Source organism: Bernardetia aquimarina, from assembly GCF_042180575.1.
Classification (GTDB): domain Bacteria; phylum Bacteroidota; class Bacteroidia; order Cytophagales; family Bernardetiaceae; genus Bernardetia.
Genome location: NZ_CP170094.1, coordinates 441896 through 454596, shown reverse-complemented (window position 1 = coordinate 454596; position 12701 = coordinate 441896). Strand labels below are relative to the sequence as shown.

The 12701-nt window shown below is 30.6% G+C and carries 12 protein-coding genes and 1 pseudogene; 7 read left to right on the top strand and 6 right to left on the bottom strand.

All coding sequences use genetic code 11. The features are described from left to right. Positions 1–111: 111 nt before the first annotated feature. Positions 112–978: a formylglycine-generating enzyme family protein gene (locus ACE193_RS01850; RefSeq protein ID WP_375561319.1), complete on the bottom strand. Its 867-nt coding sequence runs from the start codon at positions 976–978 to the stop codon at positions 112–114. 427 nt (positions 979–1405) lie between these two features. Between ACE193_RS01850 and ACE193_RS01845 the strand changes: the two genes are divergently transcribed. From ACE193_RS01845 to ACE193_RS01830, 4 genes are all read left to right on the top strand, one after another. Further along, on the top strand, positions 1406–1723 hold the full coding sequence (locus ACE193_RS01845) for an ATP-dependent Clp protease adaptor ClpS (RefSeq protein WP_375563332.1): 318 nt from the start codon (positions 1406–1408) through the stop codon (positions 1721–1723). Between the two features lie 319 nt (positions 1724–2042). Further along, complete coding sequence (locus ACE193_RS01840) at positions 2043–2480, top strand: hypothetical protein (RefSeq protein ID WP_375561318.1); 438 nt, start codon at positions 2043–2045, stop codon at positions 2478–2480. Between the two features lie 204 nt (positions 2481–2684). After that, complete coding sequence (locus tag ACE193_RS01835) at positions 2685–5543, top strand: DUF2339 domain-containing protein (protein ID WP_375561317.1); 2859 nt, start codon at positions 2685–2687, stop codon at positions 5541–5543. A 14-nt stretch (positions 5544–5557) separates the two neighbouring features. Continuing rightward, positions 5558–6043, top strand: a complete 486-nt coding sequence (locus tag ACE193_RS01830; RefSeq protein WP_375561316.1) for an NADH-quinone oxidoreductase subunit C — start codon at positions 5558–5560, stop codon at positions 6041–6043. Positions 6044–6065: 22 nt separating this feature from the next. Here the strand turns inward: ACE193_RS01830 and ACE193_RS01825 are convergent, their stop codons facing one another. Then, positions 6066–6464: a hypothetical protein gene (locus tag ACE193_RS01825; RefSeq protein ID WP_375561315.1), complete on the bottom strand. Its 399-nt coding sequence runs from the start codon at positions 6462–6464 to the stop codon at positions 6066–6068. Between the two features lie 31 nt (positions 6465–6495). Between ACE193_RS01825 and ACE193_RS01820 the strand changes: the two genes are divergently transcribed. Together ACE193_RS01820 and ACE193_RS01815 are read left to right on the top strand one after the other, a co-directional pair. Beyond that, on the top strand, positions 6496–6939 hold the full coding sequence (locus ACE193_RS01820; protein WP_375558679.1) for a helix-turn-helix domain-containing protein: 444 nt from the start codon (positions 6496–6498) through the stop codon (positions 6937–6939). Positions 6940–6970: 31 nt separating this feature from the next. After that, positions 6971–7537, top strand: a pseudogene (locus ACE193_RS01815) (IS630 family transposase); the annotation flags it as partial. A gap of 6 nt (positions 7538–7543) precedes the next feature. On the opposite strand, the gene ACE193_RS01810 reads toward ACE193_RS01815, so the two are convergent. The 3 genes from ACE193_RS01810 to ACE193_RS01800 form a co-directional block, all read right to left on the bottom strand. Beyond that, positions 7544–7906 carry a metallophosphoesterase gene (locus ACE193_RS01810; protein WP_375561314.1) on the bottom strand — a complete coding sequence of 121 codons (363 nt, stop codon included), beginning with the start codon at positions 7904–7906 and terminating at the stop codon, positions 7544–7546. Between the two features lie 176 nt (positions 7907–8082). After that, entirely contained in the window at positions 8083–8601 is a 519-nt protein-coding gene (locus tag ACE193_RS01805; protein ID WP_375561313.1) for a hypothetical protein, read from the bottom strand. 48 nt (positions 8602–8649) lie between these two features. Continuing rightward, positions 8650–9123, bottom strand: a complete 474-nt coding sequence (locus tag ACE193_RS01800; RefSeq protein ID WP_375561312.1) for a hypothetical protein — start codon at positions 9121–9123, stop codon at positions 8650–8652. A gap of 239 nt (positions 9124–9362) precedes the next feature. On the opposite strand from ACE193_RS01800, the gene ACE193_RS01795 reads away from it, so the two are divergent. Then, entirely contained in the window at positions 9363–10046 is a 684-nt protein-coding gene (locus ACE193_RS01795) for a hypothetical protein (protein ID WP_375561311.1), read from the top strand. A gap of 116 nt (positions 10047–10162) precedes the next feature. On the opposite strand, the gene ACE193_RS01790 is transcribed toward ACE193_RS01795, so the two are convergent. Then, positions 10163–12592, bottom strand: a complete 2430-nt coding sequence (locus ACE193_RS01790; RefSeq protein ID WP_375561310.1) for a TonB-dependent receptor — start codon at positions 12590–12592, stop codon at positions 10163–10165. Positions 12593–12701: the final 109 nt, after the last annotated feature.

Below are 12701 nucleotides of genomic sequence, written 5' to 3'. Positions count from 1 at the left end.
CACAAAAAAACAAGTCAGAATTTCTACCTCAGACTTGTTTTTTTCTAGTTTGAAATTGCTTAAAAATAATATTGTCTTAAATCTATTATACTCATTCTTAAAACAACGTCTTTATTTTTTTATTTCCATTACTTCACAAATACACCTAAAACCTAACCACGAAGTAGGATAACGATAACGAATACGCTCATTTATTGTACTTTGGAGAGGAACATGCAACCAAGAACCACCTTTCGAAATTCCTTCTTCGGCTATCATTTCAGCTACATTTCCGATGGTGTGATGAAGTCCTAAAAGTGTTGTAGGGTCAGAATAAGCATAAGTTGTTGGTGGAATAGGTGTGGAATCATTTTTTGATTTGTTTAATTTTTCACTCAAATTAAAAACAGAAGGCGAGATAATAGAAGTATCAAAACCATATTTTTTATTTTCTTTATATAATGTAGTGGTGTCAATAAAAGAGAGTGCAGCTTTTTCCCATTCTTTTTCTGTGGGTAATCTATACTCAAAACGATAGTTGTTTTCTCTACTACTGACGAAATTTTGTGTTGCCATTTCACTTCTCCACGCACAGTAATTGATAGCTTGTTGGTAAGAAACACCCACTACAGGCAAAAAACGATAACCTTCATATTCAAGATAACCCAAAGAAAGAGAAAGTTTTACAGAATCTGAAAAAGGCACTTCTTTATCCATCCAAACGCCATTGGTAGGAATTTGATTTTGATAATACGTATAAGAAGAGTCTTCATTTATATAATGTAAATATTCTAAATAATTTAGATTTACAACCTCTGTTTTGTCCATAAACAAATTATCATTTATCCACACTGTATTTGGAGGAGTAGGAAGGTTTGGCTTTTCAGTAAGATGAGCTTTGACTTTTCTATGAACTTGTTTTTGCCAAACTTTATAGGGAGTAGAACAAGCAAAAAATGAAAGTAGAAAGATGAATAGCGTTATTTTTTTGATAGACATGGAAATAAAGTAAGAAATAAGAAGTAAAAGTTACAAAATAAAATAAGGAATTGAAATTAAATAATATACTTATTTGAAAATGATAAATTGTTGATATTTAGGGTGTTGGGTTCGTAATCTTTAATTAGCTTCGTTGCTTTGACAGGTCGTAATTGTTCCTAAGAAATATAGATGTTGAAAATTGATTTTTTTGAAACAATGCAATTAAGAGTTTTTAATTAACTTGATAACGAAAAAATAAAAAAAACTTGCATCTGTAAACTATTCTATCAAAAATTTAGTTATTTTTTTGATAAAATTGTATTTTTGTAGTAGAAACAGATAAAGACATTCGATTTTATTGCTGTCTTATATCTCATTTTAAGTTTCTGATTTTAGTTTTCTCAATCTTATTTCAATTATGAATTATTCTTCAAACTCTTCTTTTATGACTAACTCTGAAATAAATAATTTAAAATATTCTACTAACTTCTATTCCAACACAGAAACAGAGGTTTTAGAAAAAGTAGATACAAAAGTAGAAGAAGGTCATCGTTTAATTGTTTTTAATGATGAGGTAAATACCTTTGACCACGTTATTGATACATTAGTGGAAGTTTGTGAGCATTCAGAACCACAAGCCGAACAATGTACACTTATTATTCATTTCAAAGGAAAATGCTCGGTAAAAGAAGGGTCTTGGAATGACCTCGTGCCGATGCGTAATGCTATTTGTGACCGTGGAATTTCGGCAGAAGTGGACTAGTAGTTAGTTATAAATGATTTAATCAAATGGCTTTCAAATATTATTTTGTGAGCCTTTTTTATTTTAGAATTAATGATAATTATGCCCCAAGCTCACGTTTATTTATGATAATATTTTTATAAATTGTTTTCATTCTAAAATATTCGTAAATTAGAAAATTAATCTAGCCAGCTTAGTAAGTAAATTTATAAAACTATTTCTGGCAATAAACTTATTATTATGTGATAATAAGCAATTCGATAAATTGAGAGATTTAATTAAATTTTAAAATTAAATTTGTCATTCATTCTATTAAAAATTAAATTAGTAATTATTCAGTATGGATTTTAACGCCCTTAACAAAGAACTAGAAACTATAATTCAACAAAAAAGTATGCTCGCCGATATGGATTATAACGACGAAACCTACGACGATGCAGAAGAAAAGCTACATGAATTTGAAGATGATTTTTTAGAAAATTATGGTGAGTATTTAGAGGATATTTTGGAAGATTTGTATGAACAACACAGTCCAAGTTTGGATGTGCTTTCTCCAATCGCTTATATTGCACGTAATTATTCGCCATTAGAAGAAACCGAACACGGACAACAGTACAGCTTTAAACCACAAGATGCTGTTCAGTTTGAAGTACAAAAAGCTCCAAAAATGGATGCTCGTTTAGTTTTTATTCCTAACCCTGTTCGTCTTTTACTCGTTTTGGATAAAAAAGAAGTAAGCGAACTTTGGAGACAACCTGAAGAAAAATCTGTTAGCTAAAACTAATTACGAATTATTAATTACTAAAGCAGCGAAGCTAATTACGAATTAAATTCGTTTGGTTATTTTTATAATATTACCCAGTTTAACTGACATTTAAAAACTAACTCTGATGAATAATCAACTATTACAAATACGTTTTATGTAATTAGCTTCATTGCTTTAACAAGTCGTAATTTTTAATTCATAATTGAAAATAAAAGTATGAACGAGAAAGATAATCCTAAAAATCCTAGTAACGAACCTAAAAAGGAACAAGATAATTTTGAAGAAGAAAATGAAAAGTTTCCCAATCAAAAATTTGAAGAGAAATTAAATCAACTTCCCAAAAATCTTATTCCAAAAAAATATACTTCACAATCTTCTACCCAAAATACAGATAGTGAGGCTAGTGATTTATTGAAGGTTGCTGAAGGATTTAGAGAAGAAATACAAGAAACTCGTTCGTATTTGCGTCGTTTTGATAAAGATTATGAAGAAAATGTAAAAAAAGACCCTATTTATCATCACCTCAGTCAAATGAGTGACCTTACCATTGAAGATGATGAACTAGCACAACGCATTTATAAAAATAAAATAAAAGAATATAAAGGAACACGAGAAAGTACACGCCAAACAGGCGATATGGTGGGCAGAGGTAGAAAAGTATATTTAAAAGTTTTTGGAGGAGAAGAAGGAGAAGAAGAGCCAAAAGAAAGAAGAAGTGGACCAGACCCTCGTTATCAGAACAATACAACTACACTACAAAATCAAACTCGGACAATAGAAAATATTTATAGCCAAAGTAAAAAAGGATTTGAAGAGTTTTTAGGTGAAAATCTACTCAACAAGGTAGGTATTATTATGCTAATTATAGGTGTAATTATGCTTATCAATTTTGGTATCGATGCTGGTTTTATTGGAAATATCGGACAGTTATTTATTGGTTTTACCGTAGGTGGAATTTTGCTTGCTCTTTCACATCGTCAACGAAATAGTAGCAAAAGTTTGAGTGGGATTTATTTAGTAGGTGGAATGATAATTTTGTATTATTCGGCTACTTTACTCTTTGAATATTATTCGGTAGGAAGTCAGATTTGGGCGTATGCAATAAATCTGCTTATTACCTTGATAGCTGTTGTTTTAGCCATTGCACACAATAGAAAAACGTTAGCTTTGGTTTCCATAATGGGTGGATATGTTACAGCTTTTGTTGTTGTTGGTTTCGAATCTACTAATTATATTGCCCTTTTTACCTATCTTTTATTGCTTAATATCATTGCTTTAGGTATTGCACATCGAAAAGAATGGGATAATATCAATATTTTTACTTTTATAGCTTCACTTGTTCTTTTTGATATTTGGGTATTTGTAGCGGATTTTAATGTTGGAAATAATGCCACCACAGCTCTTCTGTTTTCTACTCTTTATTATATTACTTTTTTTGTGATGAATGTAATTTATAGTATAGGTACAAAACAGCGTTTGAAAAGTTTTAATTATGCAATGCTACTGGCAAATGTAATTTCTTATGTTATCATTATTTCTTATGTACTCTATCAAATTGATAGTTTTGGGTATTTAGGAGCATTTATTTTTGGTCTAGCTATATTTAATTCTTTCTTTTCTTACCAGCTTTATAAGTCAGATAGCGCAGATGTAAAACTTTTTTATACAGTTGTTGGCTATACAATTTTATTTTTTACGGTTGCAATTCCACTTCTTATTGATAAAGAATACATAAATATTTGTTTTGTTTTTGAAGGTGTAATCTTGATTTGGGTAGGTGTTCGTTCACAAATGAGTGTTTTCAAAACAGCTTCTATGTTTTTGATTGGAGCATCTATTATTGTTTGGTTTTTTGATTTATACTGGTCGTATGAAAATGATTTGACAAGACGATTTTTATTAAATGGAGCAGTTTTAAGTAGTCTTCTTACAATGGTCGGACTTGCATTTTCTATTTATTTATTGAAGGATGAAGACGAGGAGGAAGATATTGGATTTATAAATGTAGGTATGTACACCAATTTTTTAGGTGGTTTTATGCTTTTGGTTTTGTTTATGATAGGAAATTTGGAACTCATTATCCATAAATCAAATAATTTTGGAAGTTATGATTTCAAACTTATTCTTATCGGACTTTTTAATGTCGTTTATGCGATTGGTGTATGGCAATTTGCCAAAACAGTAAAATGGAATGGAGTACAACAAATTATGGGAGGAATGGTCTTTGTCATGACTATTGTTTACTTTATTTTGGTACAACCTCAAGCTATGGATTTGCTTTTAGAACACATTCGTACCAAATCAGCAGAATCTCACTGGCTCACTAACAGCAACGCACTTTCTCAATATTTAGGACATTATCTCAATCTTTTGATTACACTTTTTGGGTTGCTTTTGCTTACTCGTGATGTGTATTATGAAGATGGCGAAAAATCAGTTGTTTATGCGACCACAATTTATATTTTGTGTTTTGCAGTAGTTGCTTACTTATCTTTAGAACTTAGAAATACAGTCGTTTGGATTTTTTATGATATTGCTGATGGATTAGAAGGAAAAGATGCTATTTTAGAAACGAATAGTCAGTTTGGCTATCCTATTTTATGGGCATTGTTATCTGTGGCTGCTATTTCTTTAGGACTAAGATACAAGATAAAAGAGGTGCGTTTGTTTGCTCTTGTTTTATTTGTTGTGTTGCTTATAAAATTCTTTGCGTGGGATTTTTGGCAAATGGGAAGAGTGGAAGGAATTATTACTTTTGTTATTATTGGTGCAATTCTATTGCGTATTGGTTGGAAATATAATCAACTCAAAAAAATGGTTATGGAAGGCGAATTACAAGAAGTGTATCAAAATACTACGGAAACAGACCCACCTAGAGCGCAACCCACAGGAAGAATTTCTTCGGAAAGACAACCTAGTCAAGAAACTAAAAATAGAAGGAATCCTAATAGAAATATTGGTTCAGAAATGAGTACTGAAGATAGAAAAAAAGAAAGAGAGGAATTAGCAGATTTACCTCCTCTTCCAAATCCTCGTGCAGAAGATAGAATTCCAAACAGAGATGAAGAAGAATAAAAAAATTATAGTTTATGACTTTTGAAGAATTAGCAATTATTTTACAAGAAAAGTTTCAAGATTCTATTTCAATCCAAAATACAGAAACACTTCAACCTCGTATTTTGATAGAAAAAAAAGAAGCTCTGTTAGAGATTGCTCATTTTTTATATTCTGATGATAGACTTTATTTTGATAATTTGGCTTGTATAAGTGCCTTAGACAATGAAAATTCTTTCGAAGTAGTCTATCAATTCTATTCCTATCCTTTTGAGCATTCCATTACTTTGGCTATTTTATTAGATAATAAAGAAGAAAAAAATCCTGTTGTAGATTCTTTGACCTCAATTTGGAAAGCTGCTGATTGGCACGAACGAGAAGCCTTTGATATGATAGGAATAAAATTTGAAAATCATCCAGACCTTAGAAGAATATTAATGCCTGCTGACTGGGGAGGTTTTCCACTTCGAAAAGACTACAAAACACAAGAAGAATATCACGGAATAAAAGTAGATTATTAGAGTTTTAGACCACACAAAAAACTCAAATCAAATTAGACTCTAATCGTTTTTGTTCTAAATTTTCTTGGATGATAAGTTTCTTTGTATCTAAATCAAAACAGATTAATTTGCCAAAACCTTGATTTTTGAAATCATAAAATACAGCTCCATTGTCAAGACAAATCAAAGGCGAATTATTTTGAATAGAATAATGAATGTCAATGAGTGGTGTAGGCTGATGTCCAAAAATGATAGTTTTAGATTTTGCTAATTCCTCATCATAAAACGCATCACGCATCCAAAGCATAGAATCAAAATCTTGAAAAGGCTTTTCTGCATCAAATTCAAAACCTGCATGAACCAAAAAATAATCCTCTAACTCAAAATAGTAAAATAGATTTTTGAGAAAAGTATGATATTTTACTTCTAAGTAGTTAGACAAAATTATTAAATATTTTTTTTATCTTTGTTTTATGAGAGGAAAAAAACGTTTTATTAGTTTGAGTATAGAGGAAGTATCTTCCTTAGAGCAAGGTTGGAAAGAAGGTAAATCATCAACTTTCCGTACTCGTTGTCATTACATTCTTTTAAGCCATCAAGGAAAAAAGGTTAGTGAGATAATGGATTTTTATCAAGTTACTCGCCAATTAGTTATTCGTTGGTTTAATCGGTATGAAAAAGAGGGCATAGCAGGATTAGAGACGAGTAAAGGACAAGGTCGTCGCCCTATTCTTCGTATAGATAATGAAGAAGAAATGAATAAAGTAGAATCTCTAGTTGAAGCCAGTCCTCAAAGTTTGAAAGTAGTTGTTTCTCAATTGGAAGAGGAATTGGGTAAATCTATGTCAGTCAAGACTTTAAAAAGGTTGCTTAAAAAAAAAATGGTGTTGGAAACGCTTCAGAAAAGTAACTGTTAAGAAACCTGACCCTGTTGTATATGAAGAAAAAAAACGTAGTTTAGAATTTCTCATTCTTTTATTTTTAGCAGGCTGTATAGATTTGCGTTTTTGTGATGAGTCTTCCTTCAATTTAGAACCCAATGTTCCTTATGGTTGGTGTAGAATAGGAGAACAAGTAGGCATTAAAAGTAGTAAGGGAGGTAATTTAAATGTATTTGGATTGCTTAACTTGCGTGGAGAACTAAGCAGTTTTGTAAGCACCCAAAACATTAATTCTAAAGTTATCATTGATTGTATAGATCAGTTTGTAGAAACAATTGAAAAAACGACTGTTCTAGTGTTAGATAATGGACCTTGGCATATTTCTAAAGAAATAGAAGAGAAAATAGAGGAATGGGAAGAGAAAGGAGTACTTATTTTCTACTTACCTTCTTACAGTCCACATTTGAATCCCATAGAAACACTATGGAGAAAAATCAAAATAGAGTGGTTAAGACCTCAAGATTTCACGAGTAAAGAAGACTTACATCAAGCTGTAAAAAATATTCTAAAAAAATACAATAGTAAAAAGTATAAAATTGATTTTACTATATATAAAGGAAAATTGTTACGATAATTATGTCTAACTACTTACATTGCCATTTTCATTCAATAAGTTTTCTAATTGGTAGGCTTTATGAAAAATAAGAGGATTTTCTGGGTATTCTTCAATGCTTTCTAAAAGTGTTTGTTCGTGATTTCCTCTAAGTAGAAAAACTTGATAGTTTTCAGATTGAAGTCGTAAAATCTCATCAATCACTCCCTTACTGTCTATTCCTTTATCGATATAATCCCCCAAGAAAAATAATAAATCATCGTGTGTAAGATTGATTTTTTGAAGTAAAGCACGAAATGTAAAAGAACAGCCATGAATATCTGGAATGACTAACCTTCTTCCTTTAGTTTGCTTTGTGTTAGTGAGTATTTTTGTTGGGAATAGGGGCATATTTTAAATGTAGTTCTCATACTACTAGACATTTTTGAAAAAAATCAAATAGGTCAGTCCCAAAGGGCAGCCCGTTTACTGAAAACACACTACAAACGGTCTGCTCTACGAGGCTGACCTATATAAAAATACAAGATTGGTATTTATAATACTTTTGTATAGTAGTATGTGTAGTTCTAATAATTAACTCCAATTTTACAATCAGAAAGTTGTTTTTTTAGATATTCAATTTCCTCTTTAGAAAGATTACAACCATAACAGTAAAACTCTTCTAGCCATTTCATTTTACTAACTGTTTCTATATCAGAAAAACTAGGATTATCTGTTAAACTAAGAATTTTAAGCTTTTTCAATTCCAAAATTTCAAGAGGAAGTTTTTCAATATAATTCAAAGTCAATGATAGAGTTTCTAAGTTTTTTAAATTCTTAATCTCTTTTGGGATTTCTCTAATAGCAAAACACTCAACTCCTGCCATACAACAGTCTTGTCCAATAACTGAAAGATAAGTTAAGTTTGTTTTGTCAAAAACTTCAGTAGGAATTTTTTTTATTTTTATTAAGGTTAATGAGTTAGAAATGAGATTATCCAATTTTTGTAATTGCTTGACATCCTTCCGTGAATGCCTAATAATATTATCTTGGTTACAAGCAAATAGAAAGAGAATTATCGAAAATAATAGAATTTGGTTTTTCATTAAAAATAAATTTTAGAATTATTGAAGAATATTGAGCTAACTTGACCACTATTGATTAAACGAATTTAATCCTTTTTCAACAGCATTTTTAATTAAACTAGATTTATGACTAATGTAATACTGAAAAAGTTCAAATTTTTCTTTGTAGTTTGAACTCGCTAATAACATAATGCCTTGTGCTATAGTCATTTCTGAAACATCATTTCGTTTCAAGAAAGAGATGTAAGCGTTTATATTTATTTCATTTTTATCAGGCTGTTCCCATATTCCTACTTCTAAAGCACGAATAATTTCACTATTAAGTTCATCTGAATTATTATCATTACTAATCAAATTAGAGATTAGAGTATTCATAAGAAATGAAACTCCTAACTTTGTATGTCTTTCATACTCAAAAAAATCATAGGCAAATCTAGCACCATCAATTTTGTCTTCTATATTTTCCTTTACTAAAAGGTCATTAATTCTTCTAAGAGAATATCTTTCCTCAAAACTCAATCTGTAATAATCTGTATTTGTCATGTTTTCAAATTATAAATTTTTCATTCAAACAAAAATACGATTTATCCGACCAAAAAATAGAAAACAACTATTCTTTTTTTCTTATCCCCTAACTCTCAATTTACACACTCTTTATTGTAACAAAATCAATAAGAACATAACTATCCACATAAAAAATATTGAATAATTGAATACCAAAAATTGCAAAAGTATTTATTTATTAATATTTTGTACTTTATTTAACCTAAAAAGATGTAAAAATGATAAAATTAACATTCACTCTGTTTTTTATTTTGAGTAGTATTATGTACGCACACGCTCAAGTCAATTTATTTTCTGATACTCCATATGCCGTTTATTATGGTGTAATTGAAGGTGGTGACTTAAAATATGAGCAAATAAAAGGTACTCCTTATACCAATGATTCATTCCAAGAAGCTACTCTAGTAGGTGATAGTGTAGAATATCTCATAAGATATGATGCTTACAAACAAGTAATGCAGGTAACAGAAAAAGATGTTCTTGGTAAGGTAAAAATATTTTCTCCCCAACAGCCTTGTCGTTTTGATTTGGTAGGTAAGAATCAGTCATATATTTCTGTAACATATCCTTCTCTTGAAAAAGGTTTTGGGTTACTCTTATGGAGCAATGAAGCAGGTGTCGAATTAATCAAAAGGGAAACTGTTTTTTTTCAAAAAGGTAGAAAAGGAAATGGAGGATATGAAGTTGCTATTGCTGATTCTTTTAGCGAGATAAAAGAAAGTTATTTTATTCGCTTGACAAAAAATGGAGAATTGGTTGAAATACCTTCAAGTAAAAGAGATATTTTAAATTTTTTAGGAGCAGAAATAAAAAAAGAGGCAAAAGCTAAGAAACTCAACCCAAATAAAGAAGAAGAACTTATAAAATTGATTAGTTTAAAATACGATATAAATAATGATTAAACAGAACAGATAGAAAAAATCATATTCAATTTAGGTAATTATGGAATAAAAAAATACGGTTTATCCGACCAAAAATCGAACAAACCGTATTGTGTTTTCTAATTCCTAGAAATTTCCTAGAAATTAAGTTTCAAACCTACTAAGAAGTTACGCCCAGCTTGTGGATAGAAATAATTTTGACGAACAGTTTCTGCTCCTGCAATGTATCCAAAAGTATAACCATTGCTTTCATATTCTTCACTCAAGATATTATTTACAAGTAAATTGAGTTCTATATTTTTGAAGAACTTATAAGAGAAATTATAAACCAGTTGTAAGTCATTTACAAAATAAGCATCTAGTTTTCTTGTGTCTGTACTTGTGTTATCCAAAAACTGTTCGCCTACATATTTTGATAAAAAATTGATAGAAAAACCAGTCGCAGGACGGAAAGAGAACGTATTTGCAGCAATAATTGAAGGCGAAAAAGCAATATTTGTTTCTCCATAATTGATTTCTTGCTGTCCTCCATTATCATAATCATCTAAAAACTCTGTAAAATTCTTAATTTTATTTTGGCTAAAAGTAGCATTTGCTGACCACGAAAATTTTTGACTAAAATCATAATTTGCTACAATCTCCACTCCTGTACGATAACTTTTATCTACATTTTGGCGAGTGTAAGAACCCACATCATTTACCTGTCCTGTCAGAATAAGTTGGTCAGTATAATTCATCAAATAATAATTGGCTGACAAAGAAAGTTTCTCAAAACGACCATTCCAACCCAATTCTATATTATCCAAACGTTCGGCTTTTGGACGAGTAGCAGGTGTAGATTCTGTAAAATCATCACGATTTGGCTCACGATTCGCTCTAGCCCACGAACCATAAAAACGATGATTGTCTAGTTTGTAAGTCAAACCAAATTTTGGATTGAAAAACGAAAGGTTTGCATTTTGTTCTACATTACTAAGGTCATTATCAAAGCCCAAAAAATCATAATTGATAGTTCTGATTTGAAGGTCAGCAAAAGCAAAAAGGTTTTCCACAACTTGATAATTTACTTTTGTGAATAAATTAAAATCCTTTTTTGTAGCATCATTTTCATAATATTTATCTCTAATACTGCTAGTTGAAGCATACTCTGCCCAAATGATTTCTCCAAAGTGTCCACCTTCATAAATATTATAGCCACCTCCAACAATGGCAGTCAAGACAGATTCATTACCTTTTGTGGTGCTACTTTCATAGTTTAGATTAAAAACAGTTCCGTAAAAATCATTATCCAACCAACGGCGACGAATCAAATCAGTTGTATTAATGGTAACAGAATCATTAATTACAATCGGCTCTAAACCATAATCAGAAAAATCTTCATCAGATTTGAACTGCTCAAAATATCCTTTTCCTCTAGTATAGTGTAATGCTAGGTTTGCCGTCAGATTTTGATTAATTTTTTGGTCAAAAATAAATTGATAATGGTCTTGTCCATAATTATCAGTTTCGTTATCGTAACCTGCAAGTTCGTTGTAAGTACGATTTCCTTCGTCTAAAATTTCTTGAGGAACACCATTCCACGCTTGAAAAGTCTGTTCTCTTCCTCCAAAAATATTTAATTTTATACTTGTTCCTACTTTATTTTGATAAACACCAGAAACAAAAAATGATTTCAAATCTGAAAAAGCCTCATCAATAAATCCATCAGAAGTAATTTTTGATAATCTTCCAGAAAATTTAATTCTATCTTTCAAAAGTCCTGTATGAAACTGAACATTATGACGAAAAGTATTAAACGAACCATAAGAATTACTAATTTCTGCTCCAGCTTCATCTTGTGGTTCTTGGGTTGCAATATTTACAGAAGCACCAAAAGCACCTGCTCCATTTACAGAAGTTCCTACTCCTCTTTGAATCTGAATTGAACTTGCAGAACTTGCAAAATCGGGCATATTTACCCAAAAAGTTCCTTGTGATTCAGCATCATTCATAGGAATTCCGTTTACAGTTACGTTTGTACGAGTGGCATCGCTTCCACGAATTCTCATTCCTGTATAACCCACACCAGCACCTGCATCAGATGTACTAACCACAGAAGGCGTATATTGCAATAAAATAGGCAAATCTTGTCCTAAATTACGTTTCTCTATTTGCTTTTCGTTGAGTTCTGTAAGCGTTACAGGATATTCTCGGTACGATTTGATAATAATTTCTGAAAGTGTTTTGCCATCTGGCAATACAATATCAAGAACTGTATTTGCATTTAAAGTAATTGTTTTTTCAATAGTTTGGTAGCCGATATAAGAAACTATCAAGGTATATTCTCCTACTTGAGAAGAAAGATTAGAAAGGTTAAATTCTCCGTTTAGATTAGTAATTGTCCCTTTGCTAAAACTACTGTTATTGAAGTTTAGAAGAACAGTTGCACCAATAAGGTTTTCTCCATTTTTATCTTTTACAGTTCCAGTAATGGAATAATTATCTGTATTTTTATCAGATTGAGCAAAAGAAAAATTAGAAATAGATAAGATAATGAGAAGAGAAAAAATCAAATATAGATTTTTCATAATTTCCGTTTTGTTTTAGTGTTTTTGGTTGAAAAGTAAAACGGAAAGGAGATAGGAGAATAAACCCTAAGGGTCTTTGAAGACCCTTAGGGTTTCGAAGACCAAATAT